This is a genomic window from Streptomyces sp. CRN 30, from assembly GCF_034105845.1.
This window is the reverse complement of record NZ_JAVRHI010000541.1, coordinates 1-24,831: the sequence shown is the minus strand read 5'-3', so window position 1 is coordinate 24,831 and position 24,831 is coordinate 1. Positions and strand designations below refer to the sequence as shown.

At 73.1% G+C, this 24,831-nt stretch carries 20 protein-coding genes and 2 pseudogenes; 13 read left to right on the top strand and 9 right to left on the bottom strand.

Annotated elements, in window-relative coordinates:
• Window positions 1–7 precede the first annotated feature (7 nt).
• The 3 genes and pseudogenes from dnaK to UW392_RS62855 form a co-directional block, all read right to left on the bottom strand.
• The gene (gene dnaK, locus UW392_RS62865) at window positions 8–1,912 is read right to left on the bottom strand and encodes a molecular chaperone DnaK (RefSeq protein ID WP_320784493.1); all 1,905 of its coding nucleotides are present in this window, start codon (window positions 1,910–1,912) and stop codon (window positions 8–10) included.
• 128 nt (window positions 1,913–2,040) lie between these two features.
• A pseudogene (locus UW392_RS62860) lies at window positions 2,041–2,172 on the bottom strand (hypothetical protein); the annotation flags it as partial.
• Window positions 2,173–2,539: 367 nt separating this feature from the next.
• Window positions 2,540–4,306 carry a PucR family transcriptional regulator gene (locus UW392_RS62855; protein WP_320784492.1) on the bottom strand — a complete coding sequence of 589 codons (1,767 nt, stop codon included), beginning with the start codon at window positions 4,304–4,306 and terminating at the stop codon, window positions 2,540–2,542.
• Window positions 4,307–5,107: 801 nt separating this feature from the next.
• Between UW392_RS62855 and UW392_RS62850 the strand changes: the two genes are divergently transcribed.
• The 6 genes and pseudogenes from UW392_RS62850 to UW392_RS62825 all read left to right on the top strand — a co-directional run bounded on the left by UW392_RS62850 (window position 5,108) and on the right by UW392_RS62825 (window position 10,409).
• Entirely contained in the window at window positions 5,108–6,046 is a 939-nt protein-coding gene (locus UW392_RS62850) for an SRPBCC family protein (protein WP_320784491.1), read from the top strand.
• The gene (locus UW392_RS62845; RefSeq protein WP_320784490.1) at window positions 6,043–7,218 is read left to right on the top strand and encodes a zinc-dependent alcohol dehydrogenase; all 1,176 of its coding nucleotides are present in this window, start codon (window positions 6,043–6,045) and stop codon (window positions 7,216–7,218) included. The genes UW392_RS62850 and UW392_RS62845 overlap by 4 nt, the downstream gene beginning before the upstream one ends.
• A 175-nt stretch (window positions 7,219–7,393) precedes the next feature.
• Window positions 7,394–8,004 (top strand): annotated as a pseudogene (locus UW392_RS62840) (IS630 family transposase); the annotation flags it as partial.
• A gap of 322 nt (window positions 8,005–8,326) precedes the next feature.
• A complete protein-coding gene (dhaK, locus tag UW392_RS62835; protein ID WP_320784489.1) occupies window positions 8,327–9,319 on the top strand; it encodes a dihydroxyacetone kinase subunit DhaK in 993 nt (330 codons plus the stop codon).
• A 72-nt stretch (window positions 9,320–9,391) separates the two neighbouring features.
• Window positions 9,392–9,994: a dihydroxyacetone kinase subunit DhaL gene (gene dhaL / locus UW392_RS62830; protein ID WP_320784488.1), complete on the top strand. Its 603-nt coding sequence runs from the start codon at window positions 9,392–9,394 to the stop codon at window positions 9,992–9,994.
• Window positions 9,987–10,409, top strand: coding sequence for a PTS fructose transporter subunit IIA (locus UW392_RS62825; RefSeq protein ID WP_320784487.1), 423 nt, complete (start codon window positions 9,987–9,989; stop codon window positions 10,407–10,409). The genes dhaL and UW392_RS62825 overlap by 8 nt, the downstream gene beginning before the upstream one ends.
• Window positions 10,410–10,469: 60 nt before the next feature.
• Here UW392_RS62825 and UW392_RS62820 read toward each other — a convergent pair whose 3' ends face one another.
• Window positions 10,470–11,192 (bottom strand): glycoside hydrolase family 75 protein, encoded by a 723-nt coding sequence (locus tag UW392_RS62820; RefSeq protein WP_320784486.1) that lies wholly within the window; start codon window positions 11,190–11,192, stop codon window positions 10,470–10,472.
• 305 nt (window positions 11,193–11,497) lie between these two features.
• Here UW392_RS62820 and UW392_RS62815 point away from each other — a divergent pair, with 305 nt between their 5' ends.
• Entirely contained in the window at window positions 11,498–12,061 is a 564-nt protein-coding gene (locus UW392_RS62815; protein WP_320784485.1) for a hypothetical protein, read from the top strand.
• 32 nt (window positions 12,062–12,093) lie between these two features.
• On the opposite strand, the gene UW392_RS62810 is transcribed toward UW392_RS62815, so the two are convergent.
• From UW392_RS62810 to UW392_RS62800, 3 genes are all read right to left on the bottom strand, one after another.
• Window positions 12,094–12,912: a putative protein N(5)-glutamine methyltransferase gene (locus tag UW392_RS62810; RefSeq protein WP_320784484.1), complete on the bottom strand. Its 819-nt coding sequence runs from the start codon at window positions 12,910–12,912 to the stop codon at window positions 12,094–12,096.
• Between the two features lie 268 nt (window positions 12,913–13,180).
• Window positions 13,181–13,951 carry a GNAT family N-acetyltransferase gene (locus tag UW392_RS62805; RefSeq protein ID WP_320784483.1) on the bottom strand — a complete coding sequence of 257 codons (771 nt, stop codon included), beginning with the start codon at window positions 13,949–13,951 and terminating at the stop codon, window positions 13,181–13,183.
• Window positions 13,948–14,868: an NADP-dependent oxidoreductase gene (locus tag UW392_RS62800; protein ID WP_320784482.1), complete on the bottom strand. Its 921-nt coding sequence runs from the start codon at window positions 14,866–14,868 to the stop codon at window positions 13,948–13,950. Before UW392_RS62800 ends, UW392_RS62805 begins: the two co-directional genes overlap by 4 nt.
• Window positions 14,869–15,167: 299 nt before the next feature.
• On the opposite strand from UW392_RS62800, the gene UW392_RS62795 reads away from it, so the two are divergent.
• The 3 genes from UW392_RS62795 to UW392_RS62785 all read left to right on the top strand — a co-directional run bounded on the left by UW392_RS62795 (window position 15,168) and on the right by UW392_RS62785 (window position 17,651).
• Entirely contained in the window at window positions 15,168–15,776 is a 609-nt protein-coding gene (locus UW392_RS62795) for a sulfite oxidase-like oxidoreductase (protein WP_320784481.1), read from the top strand.
• The gene (locus tag UW392_RS62790) at window positions 15,769–16,542 is read left to right on the top strand and encodes a ferredoxin reductase (RefSeq protein WP_320784480.1); all 774 of its coding nucleotides are present in this window, start codon (window positions 15,769–15,771) and stop codon (window positions 16,540–16,542) included. Before UW392_RS62795 ends, UW392_RS62790 begins: the two co-directional genes overlap by 8 nt.
• A 143-nt stretch (window positions 16,543–16,685) precedes the next feature.
• A complete protein-coding gene (locus UW392_RS62785; RefSeq protein ID WP_320784479.1) occupies window positions 16,686–17,651 on the top strand; it encodes an acetylxylan esterase in 966 nt (321 codons plus the stop codon).
• A gap of 9 nt (window positions 17,652–17,660) precedes the next feature.
• Here the strand turns inward: UW392_RS62785 and UW392_RS62780 are convergent, their stop codons facing one another.
• On the bottom strand, window positions 17,661–18,413 hold the full coding sequence (locus UW392_RS62780) for a class I SAM-dependent methyltransferase (protein ID WP_320784478.1): 753 nt from the start codon (window positions 18,411–18,413) through the stop codon (window positions 17,661–17,663).
• Between the two features lie 64 nt (window positions 18,414–18,477).
• On the opposite strand from UW392_RS62780, the gene UW392_RS62775 reads away from it, so the two are divergent.
• The gene (locus UW392_RS62775; protein WP_320784477.1) at window positions 18,478–20,085 is read left to right on the top strand and encodes an alpha-amylase family glycosyl hydrolase; all 1,608 of its coding nucleotides are present in this window, start codon (window positions 18,478–18,480) and stop codon (window positions 20,083–20,085) included.
• A gap of 49 nt (window positions 20,086–20,134) precedes the next feature.
• Here the strand turns inward: UW392_RS62775 and UW392_RS62770 are convergent, their stop codons facing one another.
• Window positions 20,135–21,898, bottom strand: a complete 1,764-nt coding sequence (locus UW392_RS62770) for a sulfatase (RefSeq protein WP_320784476.1) — start codon at window positions 21,896–21,898, stop codon at window positions 20,135–20,137.
• Between the two features lie 418 nt (window positions 21,899–22,316).
• Here UW392_RS62770 and rho point away from each other — a divergent pair, with 418 nt between their 5' ends.
• Both rho and UW392_RS62760 read left to right on the top strand, forming a co-directional pair.
• A complete protein-coding gene (rho, locus tag UW392_RS62765; protein ID WP_320784475.1) occupies window positions 22,317–23,465 on the top strand; it encodes a transcription termination factor Rho in 1,149 nt (382 codons plus the stop codon).
• Between the two features lie 147 nt (window positions 23,466–23,612).
• Window positions 23,613–24,831: D-alanyl-D-alanine carboxypeptidase family protein (locus tag UW392_RS62760; RefSeq protein ID WP_320784474.1), on the top strand; the 1,219-nt coding region annotated here is incomplete at its 3' end.

The following is a 24,831-nucleotide window of genomic DNA, read 5'->3' as shown; positions in this document are numbered from 1 at the left end:
GGGCACCTCAGCCCTTGTCGAACTCGGCGTCGATCACGTCTTCGTCGGTGCCGGCCCCGCCCTGCCCGGAGCTGTCCGGTCCGGTGGTGTCCGACGGGCCACTCGCCGTCGCCCCTCCGGCCTGGTGGGCGGCGAGCCCGGCATGGACCTGCTGGAGTTCGGAGATCAGCGGCCTGACCTTGTCCGCTCCGGCCTCGTTCTTGACCGCGTCGCGGGCCTCCGCCACCAGCATCTCGGCTCGCGCCTTCTCGTGCGCGGGCGCGGCCTCGCCCAGTTCGTTCACGCGCTTCTCGACCTGGTAGGCGATCGCGTCGAGTTCGTTGCGGGCGTCGACGGCTTCGCGCAGTGCCTGGTCCTGGCCCCGGTTGCTCTCGGCCTCCTGGACCATGCGTTCGACCTCGCCGCGGTCGAGGTTGGAGCTCTCGCTGATGGTGATGCCCTGTTCCTTGCCGGTGTCCTTGTCGCGGGCGCTGACGTTGAGGATGCCGTTGGCGTCGATGTCGAAGGTGACCTCGATCTGGGCTTCGCCCCGCGGCGCCGGCCGGATGTCGGTGAGCTGGAAGCGGCCGAGGACCCGGTTGTCGGCGGCCCGTTCGCGCTCGCCCTGGAGGACGACGATGTCGACGGCGGGCTGGTTGTCCTCGGCGGTGGAGAAGGTCTCGCTGCGGCGCACCGGGATGGTGGTGTTCCGCTCGATGATCTTCGTCATCACTCCGCCGCGCGTCTCCACGCCCAGCGACAGGGGAGTGACGTCGAGCAGCAGGACGTCCTTGACCTCGCCCTTGAGCACTCCGGCCTGGATCGCGGCACCCAGGGCCACGACCTCGTCGGGGTTGACGCTCATATTGGGTTCCTTGCCGCCGGTCAGCCGGCGCACCAGCGCCTGGACGGCGGGGATGCGGGTGGAACCGCCGACGAGGATGACCTCGTCGATGTCGTTCTCGCCGACCTTGGCGTCGGTCATGGCCTGCTGGACCGGCCCCAGGCAACGCTCCACCAGGTCACCGGTGATCTGCTCGAACGTGGACCGCATGACCGAGGCGGTGAGATGCTTGGGCCCGGAGGCGTCGGCGGTGATGAACGGCAGGCTGACCTGGGTCTGGGTGACGGAGCTGAGCTCGGTCTTGGCCTTCTCCGCCGCCTCGAACAGACGCTGCAGCGCCTGCGGGTCCTTGCGCAGGTCGATGCCGTTCTCCTGCTGGAAGTCGTCCGCGAGGTGATCCACCAGACGCCGGTCGAAGTCGTCGCCGCCCAGATGGCTGTCGCCCGCCGTGGAACGCACCTCCACCACGCCGTCGCCGACGTCGAGGATGCTCACGTCGAAGGTGCCGCCGCCGAGGTCGAAGACGAGGACGGTCTCGTGCTGCTTCTTGTCCATGCCGTACGCGAGGGCGGCCGCCGTCGGCTCGTTGATGATCCGCAGCACTTCCAGTCCCGCGATCCGTCCGGCGTCACGGGTCGCGGTGCGCTGGGCGTCGTTGAAGTAGGCGGGCACGGTGATGACCGCCTCCGTGACCCGTTCCCCCAGCTGCTTGGAGGCGTCGTCGGCGAGTTTGCGCAGCACCAGGGCGCTGATCTCCTCGGGCGCGTACAACTTGTCACGCACCTTGAAGCGGGCCTCGCCGTTGTCTCCCGGTACGACGTCGTAGGTGACGGCCTTGGCCTCCTCGGGGATCTCGTCGAAGTGCCGGCCGACGAACCGCTTGGCCGAGTAGATGGTGCCCTTGGGGTTGAGGATCGCCTGGCGGCGGGCCAGCTGCCCCACCAGGCGCTCGCCCGTGTCGGTGAAGGCCACCACGGACGGCGTCGTGCGGTTGCCCTCGCTGTTGGGGACGACGGACGGCTCGCCGCCCTCCCACACGGCGATCACCGAGTTGGTGGTGCCGAGGTCGATGCCCACTGCCTTGGCCATGAGGAACTCCTTCCGCGGCGGTCGACGTCTGTCGGCGACCGTTCATCCTGCGGGCCCTGTCCGCCCGGCTTCGGGACTCGTTCAGCTGGGAGCGGGGTCACCGCGCGGGCGGCGGCCCCCGGAGGCGCTCACCGTGTCCGCGCCGCGCCGTAACCCATTCGGCCGATCACCTGTTCGACTGTGCGCACGTCCCGACCGCTGACGGGCACTTTCCGTATGGGAAGCCCGCGGTCGGCGAGGTGATCGACGGCACGTTCGGCTTCCTGGTACGTCGCCTACGAGGCATCGGTCGTCCGAGCCTCCTCGATCATGGCCACCTTTTCTCCGGTGGACCGACGGACGATCCCCGCAGGCTCCAGAGTGGCTGTTCGCTCGGTCACCCCGCCTGCGCCCGACGGGGCGAAAAGTGGCACCGACGGTCGGTCTGCGAGGACAGGTGGCGGGACGACGATTCAGGTCGGTGGCTCACGGCGGGGTACTCAGGGTCCGGCCCGGCACGAGGTGCGAGGTGCGAGGTGCGAGGTGCGAGGTCACAGAAGAACTCTTCCGAGCCGGGGCTGCAGCGTGTAGCAGGGCAGCCCGCCCAACTGCCGCTGACACCACTTCCACGTGAGTTCAAGCGAGGCGTCAGCAGGGCCCGCCCAGCACGATCTTCCACACTCGGGTCGCTACCTGGAGGTTCAGCCGGTCCTCGACGTCCGCCAGGTCGTGGCCGCTGATGTCGCGGATGCGCTGGAGCCGATAGCGCAGCGTGCTGCGGTGGATCGCGAGGGATTCCGCGGTCTCGTCGTAGTTGCCGCCGCAGTCGAAGTACCGGGACAGGGTCTCCACCATGGTCGCGTGGTGCCGGGAGTCGTAGTCGATGAGCTGCCCGAGCCACTCTCGGACGAACGTCTCCAGTTCCCGGTGACCGCTGCCGGGTCCCAGGATGCGATAGAGGCCGAGCTCGTCGAAGAACGACGTGCCGTAGCGCTCGCGGGAGTGGCGGCGCACTTCCAGAGCCCGCTGCGCCTCCTGGTAGCGGTGGGGGATGTCATCCACGGAGTCGCAAGGGGCGCTCACCCCGATCGTCCCGGACGCTGTCCCGGTCTCCTGGGCGAGCGCCTCGTACAGCGCGCGGGCGTGCGGCCTGTCGCCGACGATGAGGACGACGTGGTCGGAGCGGCGGGTCAGCAGCGAGCGCATGCCCACCGCGGAGGCCGCCCGGCCCACGGTCTGCGCGAAGGAATCGTCGGCGGTCCGGTTCGACCACTGCACCACGACGATGTGGTGGCTGCGCCGCAGGTCGTGTCCGACCGCCTCTGACCGGGCGTAGGCGCTCGCCTCGTCCGTCCCTGCCAGGAGGTCGTCGGCCAGCTCACGGTGCAGCCTCAGCTCCACTTCAGCCAGATCACGCAGGTGCACCAGCTCCATTGCGAGCGACGTGGCGGCATGCCCAAGTGCGAGTACGGTGTGCTCGTCGGCCTCGTCCCGGGTATCGACCAGTGCGAGCACGCCCAGGATCTCGCCGTGCGGGCGGACGAGGGTGATCAGCCGGTCCTTCACCCGCACCGGCCCGGCCTCCTTGGCGACGGCGTGCAGCATTTCGTCCTGACGGACGGGATCCGGTTCGGGATACGGGTCGGGGCGGCCGGGGCCGGTCCAGGACCTCAGCCGGCCGAAGCGGTCCTCGACCAGCGCGGGAAGTCCGGTGAGCCTGTGCAGTGCGCGGGTGACAGCTTCCTCGCCGCCACCCGAGGCAGCGACGTCCGCCATGAGAGCGTGAACGGCTCGCTCGTAGCCCAGCTCGGCCACCACGGAGATCAGCTGCCGTTGGAGGGCTGTGCGTTCCTCCCTCAGCTGGTGCAGCTCCTGCGCGTCCTCGCGTCGGCGGCGGTGTGCGAAGGCGACGGACAGTGCGGCAGCGGTGTGCCGGACGAGCGTGGCGAGCAGAGATCGCTCGGCCTCGGTGGGCCGGGAGCGGGACGTCACCACGAGGTAGCCGTGGAGTCCCTCAGGTCCGCGCAGTCCCAGGGCCCGGCCCCAGGGCCTGCCGGGTACGGTCACGTCGCCGTCCTGCCCGGCCAGTTCCCGCACCTTCCGGCCCACGGCCAGGGCATGCATCTGTCCGTTCCTCGGGCTGGGGACCAGGTCGCCGCCCACCTTGAGGTATCCGGCCTCGACGCTGTACGGCCCCGCAGCGGCTATGTGGTCCATGGCCACGCGCAGAGTCTCGCCTTCGTCCCAAGTGTCGAACAGGGCACGGGAGAGCGCGACCAGCTCGAAGAGGGCATGGTCGGCCGGCGTGCGAGCGGACGGGCGGGCCGTGGGGTGCCGTCCGGTGCTGCCCCGCAGAAGACTGCCCTTCCGGCCGGAGTAGCGGTGGTACAGGCTGTACGCCCGACTGCCGGCCATGGGATCACTCCGTCCCTTCGGAGGCGAGCACCATTTCGCGTACCCGTTCCAGGGTCGGCTCACCCGAGAGGTGTGGGTTCTTTCTCCCGTGCTCGTGGGGCGAATCGACAAGATCCACGGGTCAGCCGACGGTTCAAGGTGCGGGCGGTGCCGACCCTCCTTGTCCTGGACCAGAGCGGGACGCTCGCCCGCCGGGCCGGAGCGGCACCCGGGCACACGTCTCGCGTTCGTGGGTGCGCGGCAGTGCCGCCTGTTGTCGAGGCCCCCGGAACGCCACGTCAGCGAAGGCGAGTGGAACCACCTCACATCCCGTCTGCCGAACTCGCCGCTCCGTACTGCCGTAGCCGTTCGGCGGCGCCCGAACCGCCGACCGGGAAAGAGGATCCGGTCATGCGGGTGTCGTCGCAGGGCGTCACGGTCGTGGCACTCCTGGCGGGACCGGTCAGCCTCGGCCCGCGAGGGTCTCTTCCCTTGTCGAACGGAACCAAGGTCGGCACCGGCACGGCCATGACCTGGAACCGTGCGCGCACACCGGCGCCGGTCGATGCCGACCTTGAGCCTGCCGGCGAGCTGGTGTTCGGTAACGCGACTCCGTCCTGGCCGTTTCCGCAGCCGCGAACTTTCTTGCGCACCGTGGCACACCCCAAGGGCCACCGGCGGTCGTCGGGGCAGCCGACGAGACGGGAGTCGAGGATTGAATGCGGGCCACGCGGAAACTCCGGTGTTGTCCACTATGCGCGCTTCGCCTTCTCACTCAAGTGGCCCGCCTTCCGTTCACCTCACCGCACGCGGGGAGCACTCATGAAGACAGACACCCGCTCCACCTCCCGCCTACGGCACGATCCGCTCGTGCGCGGCCTCGGCTGGGCCAGTGCGCTCCTGGGCGTGCCCCAGGTCGTCGCCCCGGCGGGCTTCGCCCGGGCCCTGGGCGTGGACGACGCCTTCCGGCACCGCTCGGCCACGACCGCCGTCGGTGTGCGCGAGCTGGCGGCGGCGACCGGGCTGCTCGGGCGGCCGCACCCCGCCTGGCTCTGGGGCCGGGTCGGCGGCGACCTCATGGACCTGACCATGCTGGCCCGGGCCCTGAAGAACCACGACGGTCGCGGTCTCGGACGCACCGTCGCCGCGACCGCCGCGGTCACCGCCATCACGGCCACGGACGTCTACGCGGCCGTGACCCGCACCCGGAGGAACACCCCCATGGAACTGACCGCGGCCACCACCGTCAACCGACCCCCGGACGAGGTCTACGCCCTCTGGAGCGATCTGGAGCGGCTGCCGGACTTCATGGCGCACCTGGACGAGGTGCGCGTCACCGGCCCCCGCACCAGCCACTGGCGGGCCTGCGCGCCCTTCGGCAAGGCGGTCGAATGGGACGCCGAGACCACGCAGGAGGTTCCCGGCCAGGTGATCGCCTGGCGGTCGGTGGACGGTGCCGACATCGACAACTCCGGCGAGGTCCGCTTCGTGGCGGCCCCCGGCGGCCGGGGGACGGAGATCCGGGTGACCCTGCGCTACGACCTGCCCGGCGGAGCGCTGGGCAAGGCCGTGGCGCGCTACTTCGGCGAGGAACCGCACCAGCAGCTGGACGACGACCTGCGCCGCTTCAAGCAGATCGCGGAGACCGGCGAGGTCGTCCGCTCCGAGGGCGCACCCGGCGGCAAGCGGGCCCGCGGGGAGTTCCCGCAGCACCCGGCCCGGCCGCTGACCGAGGACGAGCTGAAGGAGGCCCTGGCATGAAGGCGAACTGCTGGACGGGACGCAACTCCGTCGAGGTGCTGGACGTCCCCGACCCCTCCATCCTGAACAGCCGCGACGCCATCGTGAAGATCACCTCTACGGCGATCTGCGGCTCCGACCTCCATCTGGTCGACGGCTACGTCCCCACCATGGAGAAGGGCGACATCCTGGGCCACGAGTTCATGGGAGAGGTCGTCGAGGTGGGCCCCGGCATCAGCGACGGCACACTGCGCGTCGGCGACCGGGTCGTCGTGCCCTTCCCCATCGCCTGCGGCGCCTGCGCGTCCTGCCGCGCGGAGCTGTACTCGTGCTGCGAGAACACCAATCCCAACGCCGGCGTCTCGGAGAAGTTCTTCGGCCACCCCACCGCCGGTATCTACGGCTACTCCCACCTCACCGGCGGTTTCGCCGGCGGCCAGGCCGAGTACGCCCGGGTGGTGCTCGCCGACGCCAACGCCCTCAAGATCGAGTCGGACCTCACCGACGAGCAGGTGCTGTTCCTGTCCGACATCCTGCCCACCGGATACATGGGCGCCGACATGTGCGACATCCAGGAAGGCGACGTCGTCGCCGTCTGGGGCGCCGGTCCCGTCGGCCAGTTCGCCATGGACAGCGCCCGGGTCCTGGGTGCGGAGAAGGTCATCGCGATCGACAAGGAGACCTACCGGCTCGACATGGCCGCCGCCCAGGGCTACACCACCATCGACTTCGAGGACACCGACGTACGGTCGGCCCTGCTCGCAATAACCGGCGGCCGGGGCCCCGACAAGTGCATCGACGCGGTCGGCATGGAGGCCACCCACGGTGCTTCCCACGTCCACCTCTACGACCGCGCCAAGCAGGCGGTCCGCTCCGAGACCGACCGGCCGCACGCCCTGCGCCAGGCCATCCTGTCCTGCCGCAGCGGCGGCGTGGTGTCGGTCATCGGTGTCTACGGCGGGATGATCGACAAGTTCCCGGCGGGCGCCTGGATGAACAGGTCCCTGACCCTGCGCACCGGACAGTGCCACGTGCAGAGGTACATGAAACCGCTGCTGGGCCTGATCGAGCAGGGCAGGATCGACCCCACCCGGGTCATCACCCACCGGCTGCCCCTGACCGAGGCACCGACCGGTTACGACCTGTTCAAGAACAAGAAGGACCGCTGCGAGAAGGTCGTCCTCAAGCTGTGAGGACCGCGCCGGTGAACTGCGGCACCATGTGTCGCTGACACCGACGAGCCGAGCCGGTTCTGCGTGAACTCCGAGAAGGTGGGCGGCCTTGCGAGAGCCTGCCTTCTGCTCCTGGCGGCGTGCCCGAATCAAGCTCGGCGAGCTACGAGGGCAGCCGCCCATCCCAAGCGCATACCGGCTGACCGAGCCCGGGGTCGGCAAGTACCAGAAGCGGTGGGGGCTGTCATTCCAGCGCCCCGACATGCGGGCCGTCGAGCAGGACCCCGAAGCTGTCCGGCGCCGGCACCAGGAAACCTGGCCCAAGACCGGTGCGAAGGTGAAGGAGGACGGCGGCGAGATCCTCTTCGCCGACCAGGTCGGCATCCGCTCGGACCAGGTCACTGGCCGCACCTGGGACGAGAAGGGGAGGACTCCTGTGGTGCGGCGGAGCGGGAACCGGTTCTCGGTGAACGCGATGTCTGCGATCAGCACCAAGGGCCGGATGCGCTTCATGGTCTTCACCGAGCACACTTCACCCCCGAGGTGATGTGCCGCTTCCTGGAGCGCCTCGCCGGCCACTTCGACCGCAAGGTCCGTCTCGTGGTCGACGGTCACTCCGCGCACCGCTCCAAGAAGGCCCGCGACTGGCTCGCCGCCCACCCCGACGACGTCGAGCTGCACCTCCTGCCGCCGTACTCGCCCGAGCTGAACCCCGACGAGCTGGTCAACGCCGACCTCAGACACAGCCTGCCCAAGCAGCACCGCGCCCGGAACCAGGGCGATTTGGCCACCGAGACCCGCCGCTTCTGAATCTCTCGGCGTCCTGGCGCGTCGCGGCGCAACCGGCAGCCCAGCCCCCAGCACACCCACGCCCCTTCGCACGTGACCTTCGCTGCTGCAAGGTCGATACTGCCGATAGCGAGCGCCCCGCCGACCGGCGTCCAACCAGCCCGCAGCAGCCCACAGATCTGACGGACCGTCATCAAAAAGGGCGTCAAGTCAGCATCAGTACCGCCGGAGACCGCTTCCGACCGCCACGGACCGTCAGGATCGACGACTCGCACCACCCTGTCTGACCAGGCAAAACGCAGGTCACAGCCGCACCCGATAACCTCACCAGGAGGTACCCATGAGGATGCTCATCAACGTCCCGGAGACCGTCGTCGCGGACGCCCTGCGGGGTATGGCGGCCGCCCATCCCGAGTTGACCGTGGACGTCGAGAACCGGGTGGTCGTACGCCGGGACGCGCCGGTGGAGGGGAAGGTGGCGCTCGTCTCCGGTGGCGGCTCGGGGCACGAGCCGCTGCACGGGGGGTTCGTGGGGCCGGGCATGCTGGCCGCGGCCTGTCCGGGGGAAATCTTCACGTCGCCCGTTCCGGACCAGATGGTGCGCGCGGCGGCCGCGGTGGACAGCGGTGCGGGCGTGCTCTTCGTGGTGAAGAACTACACCGGTGACGTGCTCAACTTCGACATGGCCATGGAACTCGCCGAGGACGAGGGCATCCAGGTCGCGAGGGTCCTGGTCGACGACGACGTCGCCGTGACCGACAGTCTCTACACCGCCGGCCGGCGTGGCACCGGTGCCACACTGTTCGTGGAGAAGATCGCGGGTGCGGCCGCCGAGGAGGGCCGGCCCCTGGAGCAGGTCGAGTCGCTGGCCCGGAAGGTCAACGACAACGCGCGCAGCTTCGGTGTCGCGCTGGGGGCCTGTACGACCCCGGCGAAGGGCAGCCCCACCTTCGACCTGCCCGGCGGGGAACTGGAGCTCGGCGTCGGCATCCACGGTGAGCCGGGCCGGGAGCGGCGCGCCATGATGACCTCCCGGGAGATCGCCGACTTCGCGGTCGACGCCGTCCTGGAGGACCTGAACCCGCGCAACCCCGTGCTGGTCCTGGTGAACGGCATGGGCGCCACCCCGCTGCTTGAGCTGTACGGCTTCAACGCTGAGGTGCAGCGCCGGCTCGCCGAGCGGGGTGTGCCCGTGGCACGCGTCCTCGTCGGCAACTACGTCACCTCGCTCGACATGGCCGGCGCCTCGGTGACCCTGTGCCAGATCGACGAGGAACTGCTGCGGCTGTACGACGCCCCGGTGCGGACGCCGGGGTTGCGCTGGGGCGTCTGAGGGCCTGTGCCACGTCCCCGTCCCCTTCGACCACCTCAACCGCCGCTTCCCGTACCACGCAAGGAGATTTACGTGCTCGACGCCGACTTCTTCCGCCGCTGGATGACTGCCGCCGCGGCGGCCGTGGACCGCGAGGCCGAGCGGCTCACGGCCCTCGACTCCCCGATCGGGGACGCGGATCACGGCAGCAACCTGCGGCGCGGTTTCGCCGCCGTCGCGGCCGCGCTGGAGAAGGAGGCGCCGCCGACGCCCGGCGCCGTCCTCCAGCTCGCCGGGCGGCAGCTCATCTCCACGGTGGGCGGGGCGTCGGGGCCGCTGTACGGCACCCTGCTGCGCCGCACCGGCAAGGCGCTCGGCGCCGACGCGGCCGAGGTCACCGAGGAGCAGCTGCGGGACGCGTTCCGTACGGGCGTGGAGGCGGTGGCGGTGCTCGGCGGGGCGGCGCCCGGGGACAAGACGATGCTCGACGCGCTGCTGCCGGCCGTCGACGCGCTCGGGGAGTCGTTCGCCGCGGCGGCGGACGCGGCGGAGCGGGGCGCCGAGGCGACGATCCCGCTGCGGGCGCGCAAGGGCCGGGCGAGCTATCTGGGCGAGCGAAGCGTCGGCCACCGTGACCCCGGCGCGACGTCCGCCGCCCTGCTGGTCGCCGCCCTCGTGGAGGCCGCCGATGTCTGAGGGCAAGCAGGCCGCCGGGCAGGTCGGCATCGTGCTCGTGTCGCACAGCGCCGCGGTGGCCTCCTCGGTCGCCGAGCTCGCGGTGGGCCTCGCGGGCGGCGGTGACACCGCTCCGGTCGCCGCGGCGGGCGGCACCGCGGACGGCGGTCTGGGCACCAGCGCGGAACGGGTGGCTGCGGCGGCCGCGTCGGTGGACCGCGGGGCCGGAGTAGCGGTTCTGACGGACCTCGGCAGCGCGGTCCTCACCGTGAAGGCGCTCCTCGCCGAGGGGGACGAACTGCCCGCCGGCACCCGTCTGCTCGACGCCCCCTTCGTCGAGGGCGCCGTGGCGGCGCTCGTCACGGCCTCGGCGGGCGCGGACCTCACGGCGGTGGAGGCGGCGGCGCGGGAGGCGTACTCCTACCGGAAGGAATGACGGGGGTGGTGATGGGGATGGTCACGGGGGTGGTGACGGGCGGGAGGGGACGAAGGCTCCTCATCCCCCGCGCAGGAACGCGCGCGCCAGCGCCTCGCCCTGTTCCGCCGCCTGCCGGTGGTCCTCGATCGGGGTCACCCGGGAGTTCTTGAAGACGATGTACGTGACCCCGCCGGCGGCGCCGCCGCTGCGCGGGTCCGGGCTGAGGCCGAGCGCCCGGGCCGTGGCGTACGAGGCCTCGCCGATGATGTCCGTCGGGCCGGTGTCGCCGACGACCGCGTACCGCACGCGGCCCTGGTGGACGACGGCGACGACGGAACCGCCGCGGATGCCGTGGGCGCGGTAGTCCCAGATGCGGCTCGGACCGGGCACGACCACGTAGGGCAGCGTCTCGGCGTCCAGGTACCGCCCGTCGGACTGCCGGAAGGCGGTGGCCGGCTGGAAGGACGGGTCGGTGCGCCGGTTGCAGCGGGTACCGGACCGGCCGTCGCAGTCGATGTCCATGTCGGCCTTCCAGAACACCACCTCGCGCGTGCCGCACACGGGGATGTCCGCGCGGGCGCCGCGGTCGCTGCGGTAGTGCCCCTGGGAGAGCGGCCGGCAGTCGCCCAGCCCGGCCAGCAGGGCGGCGGCACCGACGGCGCCCTCGGCGGGTACCGGGTCCCGCGGCGGGGCGGAGGCGAGCAGGGCGGCGCCGGCCAGGGCCAGCGCGAGCGACGGGACACGCGCGCGGCGGAGGCGTCTCGCGGGGCGGAAGCGTCTGCGGGGGACGTTGACGGTCACCCGCCCCACGGTGCCGGTACGGGAGGCGGCGGGCCACCGCGACGGGGCCGGACGAGCGTAACGTCCGCCCAGCGGCCCCCTGACTGGCCGGCCGGAACCCTCTGCCGGGCCGGCCGGTACCGGTGGCGGACCGGTGCCGCTCCGGGCCCGTCCTCCGCCGGACGCGGGAATCCCTCACCCGGCCGGGCGATGTCCGGGTGCGCGCGGGGCCCCGGACACGTTGGCTCGGCCTGAGGCAGCACGGGGCTCCCCGATCTGCGGCGGCGCAAGACGTACCGCCGGCCGTGCCGCCGGAGGGCAGCCCTATGCGTACCGCACCGATGCTTCCGCGCGCCGCCCTGGCCGCGGCCGCCGCCACCTCGCTCCCCCTCCTCCTCGTGGGCACCGCGCAGGCCGGGGCGGGGATCTCGGTGAGTACCGTCGGGTCCTCGGTCAAGGTGAGCACCGGCGCGTGCTCCGCCATGAACGCCGACGGCAGTTTCGGCCGGGCCTCCCTGCTCGCCGGCGGCCGCACCGACTTCGCCCGGGGCAGCCGGGCGACGCTGACCGGCACGAGCGGTGCGCAGTCCGCCGCCTGGACGAACGTCGGTGCCGGCACCTACACGGTCACCGTGGTCTGCAGGGACGGCCGCACCGCCGGTACCCAGGCGGTCGTCGTCTCGGGTGCCCCGACGATCTCCGCCACGGCGCTGCCCTCCCCCTTCCGCTCGCCGTCGCCCACGCCCTCGCGCGGTGTCCTGGGCGGCCTCGGCGGTGCCACGAAGGACTACGGCACCCTCACCCTGCTGGGCGGCGGGGTACTCGTCGCCACGGGCATGGGCGTGGCGGTCCGGTACCTGCGCCGCCGCACCGGGCCGGGCCGCCACTGAGCCGCCGACAGCCGACAGCCGACAGCACCCGGCTACACGTCCGCCCCCGGCTGCACGGCCCGCCCGCCGTTCGTGCCGACGATCACGTGGGCGTGCCACTCCTCCGACACCGCCACGCGCGCGTCCAGTCCGCCGCGGGAGAACGCCGCCAGCGCGAGCGGCACCTGGCGTTGACTCGTCTCGACGAACAGGCTGCCGCCGGGGGCCAGCCAGCGGGCGGCGCCGGCGGCGACCCGCCGCAGTACGTCGAGGCCGTCGGCGCCCCCGTCGAGAGCGGCCAGCGGCTCGTGGTCGCGGGCCTCCGCGGGCAGCAGGGCGATCTCGCCGGTGGGAACGTAGGGAACGTTCGCCGCGAGGATGTCGACGCGGCCGCGCAGGGTGCCGGGCAGCGCCGCGAAGAGGTCACCCTCGTGCACGTGGCCGCCGAAGGGCGTGAGGTTGCGGCGGGCGCAGCGCACGGCCGCCGGGTCGATGTCGGTGGCGTGCAGTTCGACGCCGTCGAGGGACGCGGCCAGCGCCGCGCCGACCGCGCCCGAGCCGCAGCACAGGTCCACGACGACCGACGCCGTGGGGGCGGCGGCCAGGGCCCGCTCGACGAGGAATTCGGTGCGGCGCCGGGGCACGAAGACCCCGGGGCCGACGGTGACGCGCAGTCCGCTGAACCCGGCCCAGCCCAGGACCAGTTCGAGGGGCTGGCCGGACGCCCGGCGGTCCACCATGGCGGCGGCCTCGTCGGGGGTGCGGGCGGTGGAGAGTATCAGCTCCGCCTCGTCCTCGGCGAAGACACAGCCGGCGGAACGGAGCGCGGCGACGACAGCGGACGCCGGAAGGGACGTCGGAAGGGATGGCATGGCGCCGAGAAGCCTTTCGTTCGAGCGAAGGGCGCTCTCGTACGGCCTACCGGCGGCGCACCACGCCGCGGGGAGGAGGGAGCACCCGACCTGGCACTGCGGTGATGGGTCCCACCTCCTCGATGGCTTGACGTGACGACCAAGTCGACGTGACGACGACGTTGACCTGACGACGACGTTGACCTGACGGCATGTCGACGACGACGGAGGCCGTGCCGACCGGCCCCGTCACCCTACTCGATGACGGTCCACGGCCACCCGCCGTGCCTCATGTTCCGGCCCCCACCACCTCGTCCCGCCGTACCGCCGCGGCGGGCACCCGGGCCGCCATGAACCTGGTGCGGCGCCGCAGCGCGAAGCCCAGCGCCTCGTACACGCGCAGGGCGCTCGTGTTGTCCGCGCCGGTGTGCAGGAACGGGGTCTCGCCGCGCGCGCGGATGCCGTGGGCGACGGCCCGGACGAGCCGGCCGGCCAGCCCCTCGCCCCGGGCGTCCGGGTGGGTACAGACCGCGCTGATCTCGGTCCAGCCCGGCGGGTGCAGCCGCTCGCCCGCCATCGCGAGGAGGGCGCCGTCCCGGCGGATGCCGAGGTAGGTGCCGAGCTCGATGGTGCGGGGCAGGAAGGGGCCGGGGCGGGTGCGCGCCACCAGGTCCAGCATCTCGGGCACGTCGGCGGGCCCGAGCAGGACCGCCTCCGGGTCGGGTGCGGCGGCGACGCCGTCGTCGACGAGCTGGACGCCCTCGATGTCCGACGTCACCTCCCAGCCGTTGGGGATCCGCCCGTTGAAGCCGAGCAGCGGCACCTGGGCGCCGGGGCCCGACAGCGCCGCGAGGACGGCCCAGTCACCGGCGTCCGGCTCCTCGGGCAGGGCCACCCACGGGGTCACGTCGACGGGGTAGCGCAGGATCCGGCCGTGCCGTTCGGCGAAGCGGGCGTGCGGGCCGGTCAGCGAGGCCCGGGCGGGGTGGTCGAGGATGTGCCGCACGGGGCGGCCGACGCCGGGCGGCCGGCCCGTGCCCCCGCCGGCCGCAGGGCTCATCGGGCGACCTCGATCACGGTCTTGCCGGTGGCGTGGCCCGCCTCGACCGTGCGCAGCGCCTCGGCCGCGCGGTCCAGCGGGAACGTCGCCGTGACGTGGGCCCGCAGCCGGCCGTCGGCGGCGAGCCGCGCCACCTCCTCGAGCACGGCGGCGTTCCGGGCGCGGGCGACGGGCGCGCCGCCGAGCCCGGCCACGATGTCCTTGCCGCCCGCGGTGATCAGCTTCGTCCGGTCGGGGACCAGCTCGGCGGCGGCCCTCAGCACGTCGCCGCCCACCAGGTCGTACACCGCGTCCACGCCGTCGGGCGCCGCGGCCCGCACCCGCTCCGGGAAGCCGGGGCCTGAGGGCACGTGCACGGCGCCGAACGACTCGACGAGGTCCTTCTTGCCCGTGCTCGCGACCCCGACGACCCGCACCCCGAAGGCGCGGGCGATCTGCGCGGCGGCCACCCCGACCCCGCCGCCCGCGCCCGTGACCAGCAGGGTGGCCCCGGCCGGCAGGTCCAGCTGACGGACGCCGTCGTACGCGGTGGCCGCCGCGACGGGAAGGGTCGCGGCGTCCGTGAAGGGGACGGAGGCCGGCTTGTGCGCGGTGATCGCGACGGGCAGCAGCGCGTACTCGGCGTACCCGCCGGCGACCGGGTTGCCGAAGACCTCGTCACCGACGGCGAACCCGGTGACGTCCGGGCCCACCTCCTCGACGACACCGGCGGCCTCGCTGCCGAACACGGCGGGGAACTCGCGCGCGCTCTCGCCCGGGCGGACGTAACCGGTGCGCAGTTTCCAGTCGACCGGGTTGACGCCGGCCGCGCGGACCGCGACGAGCAGCTGTCCGGGGCCGGGGACCGGCCGCTCCAGCTCGACGAGCTCCTCGGTCTCCGGGCCGCCGTACCGCGTGAAGACGTACGCCTTGGGCATGGCTGTGTCCCTCTCCTTCACTGTCATCGCATGTGGTCGCACCAGCGACAAGGAGGGCCGGCCGCCGGTTGTTCCCGCCCCGCCCGCGCGTTCACGAGACCGCAATGATCACAGATGACGGGAATCACGGACGCCGGACGGCAGGAACCACGGACGGCGGGTGCGACGGGGAGGGCAGCGGTACGGAGCACGGTCCTCGGCCGCGTACGGTGGGAAGGAGCAGTCACTGACCAGCGCCGACACCGGCGCGCACCCGGCCGGCGCCTTCCCGCACGGCCGGCCTGGAGGCACCGCACCGTATGCACGTCACCCGAGGCTTCACCGGGCGCCCGCGCGTCCCCGACCCGGGGCTGCCGCCCGGCCAGTACGACGCCGGGGACGACTGGCCCGTCCTGTCCGCCGAGGTGACGCCGGACCTGGCGCCCGGCGACTGGACGTTCCGGATCGACGGCCTGGTGGCCGGGGAGCGCACCTGGGACTGGGACGCGGCGCACGCGCTGCCCGCCTCCGCCTACGAGGGCGACATCCACTGCGTGACGGGCTGGTCGAAGTTCGGGACGCGGTTCGGGGGCGTGTCCCTGGACGTCTTCCTGGACGCGGTACGGCCCGACGCGTCGGCCACCCACGCGGTCGCGTACGCGCACACCGGGTACACCGCGAACCTGCCGCTCGCCGACCTCCGGGGCGGGCGGGCGTGGATCGCGTTCACGTACGACGACGGGAAGCCGCTGCCCGCCGAGCACGGGGGTCCCGCGCGGCTGCTGGTGCCGCACCTGTACTTCTGGAAGAGCCCGAAGTGGATCGCGGGCCTGCACCTCCTCGACCACGACGAGCCCGGCTTCTGGGAGGGCAACGGCTACCACGCACGCGGCAACCCCTGGGAAGAACAGCGGTACGCCGGTGACTGAGACCACGGCCTCCCCGGCCCCCTTCACTCCCCCGACGCGTTTCGCCGTGCCCGGGCGGATCGCCGTGAGCGAGCAGGCCGCCTCGGTGTGGCAGACCGCGACGCTCGCGGAGATCCGCCGCGAGACGCCGCGCGCGTCGACTTTCCGGCTGGCCGTGCCCGCCTGGCCGGGGCACCTGCCCGGGCAGCACCTGATGCTGCGGCTGACCGCGGGGGACGGCCACGTGGCCCAGCGCCACTACTCGATCGCGTCCGCGCCCGACGACAGCGGGCACATCGAACTGACCCTGGACCACGTCGAGGACGGCGAGGTGTCGGGCTGGTTCCACACGGTGGCCGCAGCCGGGGACCGGATCGAGGTGCGGGGCCCGCTCAGCGGCTTCTTCGCCTGGCCGGGCGACCGGCCCGCGCTGCTCGTCGGCGCCGGCTCCGGGGTCGTCCCGCTGATGTCGATGGTCCGGCACCACCGGGCGCGGAACCTGTCCGTGCCGGTGCGGCTGCTGGCGTCCGCGCGGACGCCCGAGGACCTCCTCTACGCGCGGGAGTACGGCCCGGAGACGACGCCCGTGTTCACGCGGCGGGCCCCCGCGGGTGTGCCCGTCGGCCGTCTGACGGCCGCCCACGTCGCGCCGCTCCTGGCCGAGGGGCCTCCCGGCGGCTGGGAGGCCTACGTGTGCGGCTCCAACTCCTTCGCCGAACACGCCGCACGGCTCCTGGTCGGGGCCGGTCAGCCCGTCGACCGGATCCGCATCGAGCGCTTCGGCTGAGCACCCGTGCCACGTCCCCCGGCCGGGCGCGGTCGGGCCGGGGACGCGGGCCCGCAGCCGCCGGAGCGGGACCCTGGCGGCGGGCGCCCGGGCACCGTACGGTGTGATCGCTCGCACCCACGGACCGCAGAAGGTGTTCATCCATGGCCCTGTTCGATCTTCCCCTCGACCAGCTCCGCGGTTATCGAAGCGCTTCGACCGAGCCCGGGGACTTCGACGCCTTCTGGACGAAGACGCTGCAGGAGGCCCGTGAGCACGACCTCGACGCCGTCTTCGCGCCGGTCGAGACGCACCTGCGCACGGTCGAGGTCCACGACGTCACCTTCGCCGGCTACGGCGGCCACCCGGTGAAGGGCTGGCTGACCCTGCCGGCGGGGGCCACCGCGCCGCTGCCCACCGTCGTCGAGTACATCGGGTACGGCGGCGGCCGGGGCCTGCCGCACACCCACCTGCTGTGGGCCTCGGCGGGCTTCGCGCACTTCGTCATGGACACCCGCGGGCAGGGCAGCGGCTGGACGGCCGGTGACACCGCGGACCCGGTGGGCAGCGCACCCGCCTACCCCGGCTACATGACCCGCGGGATCGAGGACCCGGAGACGTACTACTACCGGCGCGTGTACACGGACGCGGTACGCGCCGTGGAGGCGGCCCGCTCCCATCCGCTGACCGACGCCGCGCGGACCGCGGTCATCGGCACGAGCCAGGGCGGCGGCCTCGCCCTCGCGGCCGGCGGCCTGGTGCCCGACCTCGCCGCGGTCGCCCCGGACGTGCCGTTCCTGTGCGACTTCCCGCGCGCCACGACGCTGACGAACCGTGATCCGTACCGCGAGATCGGCAACTACCTGAAGACCCACCGCGGCCGCACCGAACGGGTGCGGCACACGCTCGCCTACTTCGACGGGGTGCACTTCGCCGCGCGCGGCCGGGCGCCGGCCCTGTTCTCCGCGGCCCTGGAGGACCAGACGTGTCCGCCGTCGACGGTGTTCGCGGCCTTCAACGCCTGGGCCGGCGACGACAAGCACATCGAGGTGTACGACTTCAACGACCACGAGGGCGGCGGCCCCTATCAGGAGGCGGCCAAGCTGGCCTGGCTGCCGTCGCACGTGTAGCGGTCGCCGTCAGGGCCGGCGGGTCGCCACGACCAGCCGGCACCGCGGGCCGCCGTCGTGCGTGCGTCCGAACTCGGGCAGCGCGGACAGCTCCACGTCGAAACCGGCCCGTTCCAGCTCCGGCCGCACGAGCCCGAGCCGGAACGGCCGGTAGTACATGACGAACGGCGGGCGCCACACGGCGTTGCGCACGCGCATCGCCGCGTCGAAACCCAGCGTGGCCCAGTACCCGCGGGATCCGGGCGGGGCGGGCGCGGGCAGCGGGAACGCGAACCGCCCGCCCGGCCGCAGCACCGAGTGGACCTGCGCGAACAGCGCGGGCAGGTCCCGCGGCAGGAAGTGCCCGAACGCGCCGAAGCTCACCACCAGGTCGAAGGCGGGCCCGAAGGGCAGGGCGAGGGCGTCACCGCGCACCCAGGCGGTACGGGGCCCCGTGTCCCCCGCCGGCCGTCCCGCCGCGCCCGGGGCTGACTTCCCCCTTCCCACCGCGAGCATTCCCGCGCTGATGTCCACCCCGGTCACGCTCTCCCGGCACACCTCGCGCAGCACCTCCATCCCGGCACCGGTGCCGCAGCACAGGTCGAGCCCGTGCCGGAACGGCCCCCACGCGGGGAGCGCCGCCCGCACCGCGTCCAGGACGTCGTCGGGTGTGCGGAACGGCGTGTGGTCGAACTTCGGTGCGAGCAGGTCGTAGCCGCGTTCGACGGACGACAGTGCCTGCACGGCCAGTTCACGGAGGCCGGGACCTTGCGGAGTGAACATCCCGTCAGCCTAGAGGCAGCGCCGGAGGCAGCGCGTCGCCGGTGCGGCGGCCTATGGTCGCTCCATGACCTCGTTCCGTCCCGCCCCCGCCTGGCTGGCCGACGCCGTCTTCTACCAGATCTACCCGCAGTCGTTCGCCGACTCCGACGGCGACGGCATCGGCGACTTGGCCGGCATCACGGAACACCTGGACCACCTGGTGTGGCTGGGCGTCACCGCCGTCTGGCTCAATCCGTGCTTCGTCTCGCCGTTCCGCGACGCCGGGTACGACGTCGCCGACTACCTGACCACCGCGCCCCGCTACGGCTCGGCGGACGACCTCGCCCGGCTGGTCGACGAGGCGGGCCGGCGCGGCATCCGGGTCCTGCTCGACCTCGTCGCCGGCCACACCTCCGACGAGCACCCGTGGTTCCGCGCCGCCGTCGACGACCCGGACGACCACCGTTACATCTGGGCGCCCGAGGGCTGCCCGGAGGGTTTCGTCCCCTCCCCCGGCACCCGTCCGGGTGCGTACCTGCCGAACTTCTTCGGCTTCCAGCCCGCCCTCAACTTCGGTCACGCGCGCGAGGACCCCGCGGAGCCCTGGCGCCAGCCGGAGGACGCCGAGGGGCCGCGCGCCAACCGGGCGGCCCTGCGCACGGTCATGGACCACTGGCTGCGGCTGGGCGTGTCCGGGTTCCGTGTCGACATGGCCGCCTCCCTGGTCAAGGACGACCCCGGCCGGGCCGGCACCGCCCGCGTGTGGACGGAGCTGCGGCACTGGCTGGACACCGCGCACCCGGACGCGGTGCTGCTGTCGGAGTGGGGCGAGCCGGAGGTGTCGATCCCGGCCGGCTTCCACGCGGACTTCTTCCTGCAGACCGGCGGACCCGCCGACGGACTCGCCCTGCGCTCGCTGTGGAACAACGGCGCGGGCACGGTCAAGGAGACCTGGCCTCCCCTCGACTGCTTCTTCGGGGCGAGCGGGGAGGGTTCGACGGAACCCTTCCTCCGGGCGTGGCGGCAGGCGACCGCCGTCATCGGGGACGGCGGGTTCATCGCCCTGCCCACCGCCAACCACGACTTCTCCCGCCTCAACTGCGGTCCCCGGTCCGCCGAGCAGCTCCCCGCCGCGTTCGCGTTCCAGCTGACCTGGCCGACCCTCCCGGCGATCTACTACGGCGACGAGATCGGCATGCGCTACGTCCCCGGCCTGCCCGACAAGGAGGGCAGCGTCCTCGGCCCCCGGTACAACCGGGCCGGCTCACGCACCCCCATGCAGTGGGACGACAGCCCCGGCGCCGGGTTCTCGACGGCCCCCGCGGACCGCTTCTACCTGCCGCTCGACCCGTCCCCGAACCGCCCCTCCGTCGCCGCGCAGCGCGCCGACGACACCTCGCTGCTCCATCTGGTGCGCCGTCTGATCGCCCTGCGCGCCGGTACCCCGGAGCTGGGTCCCGGCGGTTCGGTGGAGGTGCTCCACCCGGGCCGGCCGTTCGTGTACGTACGGGGCGGACGGTACCTGGTGGTGATCAACCCGCGCCGGGAGGAGGCGCGCTGGCCGTGGGCGGAGGGGGGACGGTGCAGCGGCGCGGGGGACGGCGAGGTGCTGGAGGCCTCGGGCGTGGCCCTCGACGACGGCACGGTCAAGGCGCAGGGGTTCGGCTTCGGCGTCTTCGCGCTGAACCGCTGAACCGCACCGCTGGACCGCCGCAGGGCAGGTGTCGAGGCGGCGGCCGTCCTCACCGGCCCGGACCGTACGCCGTGAGGAAGCGGTCCCGGAAGGCGTCCATCCGCCACACCGGGGTGTCCTCGCCGGGTGTCAGACCGTCGGCCCAGCCCCAGTCCTGGATCCGGTCCAGGACGTCCGGGTCGTGGGCGACGATGCTGATGGGCACGTCACGGCCGCCGTCGTCGCCGCTGACCCGCGCGACGGGCTCGTGGTCGCCGAGGACGACGAGCACGGTGTCGTCGGTGCCGTACCGCTCCACGTACTCCACGAGGCTGCGCATCGAGTACTGGATGGACTCGCCGTACTCCTGCTTCACCTCGGTGGAGTCGGAGAAGACCTTCGCCGGGTCCTTGCCCGCCTTCTCGATGTCCTCGTACACCGAGCCGTCCCCGACGTCCGCCCAGTCGACCATCTTCGGCAGCGGGGCCCACGGCTGGTGGCTGGAGGTGAGGATGAGCTGCGACATCAGCGGCTTGTCCTGCTCCCTGCCGTGCTCCAGGCGTTCGAAGGCGGTGAGGGCGTACTGGTCGGGCATGGTCGACCAGCTGAACTTCGGCCCCCGGTAACCGAGGTCGCGGGAGTCGTAGACGCGGTCGAAGCCGTAGAAGCGGCCCTCGGGCCAGTTCTTCTGCACGCCCGGCATGACGCCCACCGTGCGCCAGGCACCCGTGCGCGCGAAGGCTCCGGGGAGGGAGAGCCGCTCGCTGTTGGTGACGGTGCGGTAGCGGTTCTGGTTGTCGATCCACAGTCCCGTCAGGAAGGTGGAGTGGCCGAGCCAGCTGCTGCCGCCGTACGTGGCGGAGGTGAGCCAGCCGCTGCGGGCGGAGTACCCGGCCTCGCGCAGGCTCTCGGTGCCGGCGTCGAGCACCGCGCCGACTCCGGGGGCGGTGGCCTCGTCCTCGATCGCGGTGCGGCCGTAACTCTCGACGAAGGCGAAGATGACGTCCTTGCCGCGCAGCGCGGTGAGCAACTGATCGGGCGGTACGTCCGCGAAGGCATCTTTCCGCGCCTCCTTCGCGAACGCGGCCTCGTCCCGCAGCGCCGCCCGCACCCCCTTCCCCCGCGCCTCCACGAGGGCGACGGTGTTCCTGGCGGCGACCGGCGTGGTGCCGAGGAGCTGCAGCCCCAGCGCCGAGCAGGTGATCCACACGGCGCCGGCGGTGACGACCGTCCGTACCGCGGTCCGCCTGTTGCGGGCCATGAGACCGGCGATCCGGAGCACCGCCAGCGTCAGCCCGGCGAGCAGCAGCAGGAGCAGCACCACGGCCCCGACCACGGCGCCGAGCGCGCCCGTCCGGCCGGCGGTGTCCTGAAGGTACGACGTGGCGTCGTCGAGCAGGCCCCAGTCGAGCACGGGGTCGAAGTCCCGCCCGAGGAACTGGCGGAACCCCATGTCGAGCAGCTTCAGCGCCACCACCAGGGCGAGGCCGACGCCCATGACCACGGCGGCGATCCGCCGCGGTCGGCGCGGTAGCACCATCAGCAGGGCCGCGCCGAGGATCGCCTCGGCCGGGATCCGCAGGAACTGCTTCGGTTCAAAGTAGGCGACGTTGCCCGGCATGAGCAGGGCGAACAGCACCGCGACGACGGCCAGTACGGTGCCCGACCGGGCCAGGACACGGGCGGCGCGGGGGTACTTGGCGCGCAGACCGCGCAGTGCGCGCAGACGGCGCGGGGCCGGGCGGCGCGAGGCGGAGTCATCGTCCGTGACCGGCTTGTCCGCGGTCACCTCGTCCGGCGCGGGTGAGTGGCGGAGACGCGTGAAGAGCGACACCCCGAGTGTCCTTCCGATGGGTAACGCGGTGGCGGCGCGGCGCACCGGCTCGGGAGGCCGGGTCCGCGCCCACCTGTACGGCCCGTGGGCGGCCGGAGTTCAACCGGTACGCCTTTCGCCACCGCGGATTCCTTTCGTGCTACGATGTGACCAGCACACGCGCACGCCCACTCTCGGGCTCCGGTGCCAGTTGCTCCTCCCCCGTTCTCCGACCTGCCCGCCACCGATGGCCGGCCAGGCGTAACGGCTCCCACATCACCGCGTCACGTCGTCACACCGCGACCTCGCACGACCGTGTGATCACGACGTCGGTGTCCCCCCGCCGTTCCGAGGCGTGTCCCTTCCGCCTCCCGGCAGACCCCTCCCCCCCCCTGTGCTCGTCCACGCATGTCCATGCAGTCACGAAAGGACACCCTCCATGACCACCACCCTCGAAACACCCACCACTCCACGGCGGCTCCCGGCCCCCGTCTCCGGCGTCCTCGACCTCGCGCAGGGCGGCCAGGGGCTGCTGCGCACCCAGGGCTGCCTGCCCTCCCCCGGCGACCCCCAGGTGCCCGCCGCGCTCGTCCGCCGGTACGGCCTGCGCAAGGGCGACACCGTGGACGGCCTGCGCGGCGACCGGCGCGCCCTCGCCGAGGTCACGCTGGTCAACGGGCGCCTGCCCGGAGACCTGCGCCACCGCCCGCACTTCCACGACCTCACACCGCTGCACCCGCACGAACGCCTCCGTCTCGAACATCCCGCGAGCGGTGTCGCCGGACGGCTCGTCGATCTCGTCGCGCCCGTCGGCAAGGGGCAGCGCGGACTGATCGTGGCACCGCCGAAGACGGGCAAGACGGTGCTGCTCCAGCAGCTGGCCGCCGCGGTCGCCGGCAACCACCCCGCATGCCGGCTGATGGTGGTGCTGCTCGACGAGCGCCCCGAGGAAGTGACGGACATGCGGCGCTCCGTCCGGGGGGAGGTCTTCGCCTCGACGTTCGACCAGACTCCGAAGCAGCACATCGCGCTCGCCGAACTCGTCGTGGAACGCGCCAAGCGCCTGGTCGAGCAGGGCGAGGACGTCGTCGTCCTGCTGGACTCGCTGACCCGGCTGTGCCGGGCCCACAACAACGCGGCCGCCGCCGGTGGCCGCACCCTCAGCGGCGGCGTCGACGCGGCCGCGCTGCACGGCCCCAAGCGGCTCTTCGGTGCCGCGCGCCGCACCGAGGAGGGCGGCTCGCTGACCATCCTCGCCACGGCGCTGGTGGAGACCGGCTCGCGCGCCGACGACTTCTTCTTCGAGGAGCTGAAGGGCACGGGCAACATGGAGCTCCGCCTGGACCGCGCCCTCGCCGAGCGCCGCCTCTTCCCTGCCGTCGACATCGTCCCCTCCGGCACCCGCCGCGAGGAACTGCTGCTCTCCGCGGGCGAGACGGCGGCCGTACGCGGACTGCGGCGCGCCCTGCGGTCACGGGACGGCCAGGACCGGGCGTCCCTCGAGACGCTGCTGGAGCGGCTGCGCGCCACCCCGGACAACGCGGCCTTCCTGCGCCAGGTCTCGCCCACGCTGCCGCACCGTTCTTGACGCGTGTCCCGATGCACCACCCGGCGCACGCCCTGATGCACGTCTTGATGCACGTCTTGATGCATCCGAGTGCGCATCCGAGTGCTCGACGCCCCCGCGCGGCCCCGGCACCCGGACGCGCGCGGTGCGCGTTCCTACGTTGGCGGCATGACCATCGGATTCTCGGCCCGCGCCGCCGTGTCCTGCGCCGTCACCTGCGTGATCGGAGCGACGGGCGCCGTACCGGGCGCCGTCGCGGCCTCCCCCGTGGCGGACCCGCGCGCGCCGGGACTCACGGTTGTGGAGCGGCAGCCGCCGCCTCGCGGGTCCGGGACACGGGTGCGGCCCCGGCCCGGGGCGCCGCAGGTCCCGGACGACGTCTCCGCACTGTCGTGGCTGGTGGCCGACGCCGGCACCGGTGAGGTGCTGGCCGCGCACGACGCGCACCGCAGACTGCCGCCCGCCAGCACCCTCAAGATCCTGTTCGCGCTGACCGTGCTGCCGGCCCTGCCCGCCGGCCTCCGGCACACCGTCACCGAGGAGGAGCTGGCGGACATCGGTCCCGGCAGCAGCCTGGTCGGCGTCCAGGAGCACCACACCTATCGGGTGTCCGACCTGTGGCGGGGGGTCTTCCTCAGCTCCGGCAACGACGCGGTGCGCGTGCTGGCCGAGCTGGCCGGCGGCTGGCGCGCCACGGCCGCCCGGATGCAGGCCAGGGCCCGCGCGCTCGGCGCCCACGACACCCACGTCGTCTCCCCCGACGGCTACGACGCACCGGACCAGGTCTCCTCGGCGTACGACCTCACGGTGTTCGGCCGGGCCGGGCTGCGCGAGGCCGAGCTCGCGCGGTACGCCGCCACGGTCGAGGCCGAGTTCCCGGCGGGCGGCCGGACGTACGGCATCCGCAACACCAACCGCCTCCTCACCGGCGACGGGGTCGCCCGGTACCCGGGGCTGATCGGCATCAAGAACGGCTACACCAGCGCCGCGGGCAACACGCTGGTCGCCGCCGCCCGCAGGGACGGACGCACCCTGGTCGTCACGGTGATGAACCCCCAGGACGGCGGCAGCCTCGCCGTGTACGAGGAGGCCCGCTCCCTGCTCGACTGGGGGTTCCGGGCGGCCGGGCACGTCGACGCGGTGGCCTCGCTCCCACCACCGCGCCCCGTGGCACCGACCGCGCCACCGACCGCTCCGGCGTCACCACCGGCACCCGGTGCCGACAGGAAGGCGGAGGCGGAGCCGGGGGCGGGACCGGAGGCGGCGGCCACGGGCGACCGCCGGACGGGGGCGGCGACGCTCGCGGGCGCGGTCGGGGTCACGGCCGCCGCCGGGATCGGCGCGGGGCTGGTGGCGCTGCTCCTGCGGGCGCGGCACGGCCGGCGCG

Bases quoted from the DNA above. Each gene is read 5' to 3' on its own strand.
- UW392_RS62825 (WP_320784487.1), top strand. From the start codon at position 9,987: ATGTCTGAGGGCAAGCAGGCCGCCGGGCAGGTCGGCATCGTGCTCGTG.
- dhaK (WP_320784489.1), top strand. From the start codon at position 8,327: ATGAGGATGCTCATCAACGTCCCGGAGACCGTCGTCGCGGACGCCCTG.
- UW392_RS62800 (WP_320784482.1), bottom strand. From the start codon at position 14,868: ATGCCCAAGGCGTACGTCTTCACGCGGTACGGCGGCCCGGAGACCGAG.
- rho (WP_320784475.1), top strand. From the start codon at position 22,317: ATGACCACCACCCTCGAAACACCCACCACTCCACGGCGGCTCCCGGCC.
- UW392_RS62785 (WP_320784479.1), top strand. From the start codon at position 16,686: ATGGCCCTGTTCGATCTTCCCCTCGACCAGCTCCGCGGTTATCGAAGC.
- UW392_RS62805 (WP_320784483.1), bottom strand. From the start codon at position 13,951: ATGAGCCCTGCGGCCGGCGGGGGCACGGGCCGGCCGCCCGGCGTCGGC.
- UW392_RS62815 (WP_320784485.1), top strand. From the start codon at position 11,498: ATGCGTACCGCACCGATGCTTCCGCGCGCCGCCCTGGCCGCGGCCGCC.
- UW392_RS62850 (WP_320784491.1), top strand. From the start codon at position 5,108: ATGAAGACAGACACCCGCTCCACCTCCCGCCTACGGCACGATCCGCTC.
- UW392_RS62775 (WP_320784477.1), top strand. From the start codon at position 18,478: ATGACCTCGTTCCGTCCCGCCCCCGCCTGGCTGGCCGACGCCGTCTTC.
- UW392_RS62845 (WP_320784490.1), top strand. From the start codon at position 6,043: ATGAAGGCGAACTGCTGGACGGGACGCAACTCCGTCGAGGTGCTGGAC.
- UW392_RS62810 (WP_320784484.1), bottom strand. From the start codon at position 12,912: ATGCCATCCCTTCCGACGTCCCTTCCGGCGTCCGCTGTCGTCGCCGCG.
- UW392_RS62780 (WP_320784478.1), bottom strand. From the start codon at position 18,413: ATGTTCACTCCGCAAGGTCCCGGCCTCCGTGAACTGGCCGTGCAGGCA.
- UW392_RS62855 (WP_320784492.1), bottom strand. From the start codon at position 4,306: ATGGCCGGCAGTCGGGCGTACAGCCTGTACCACCGCTACTCCGGCCGG.
- dnaK (WP_320784493.1), bottom strand. From the start codon at position 1,912: ATGGCCAAGGCAGTGGGCATCGACCTCGGCACCACCAACTCGGTGATC.
- UW392_RS62795 (WP_320784481.1), top strand. From the start codon at position 15,168: ATGCACGTCACCCGAGGCTTCACCGGGCGCCCGCGCGTCCCCGACCCG.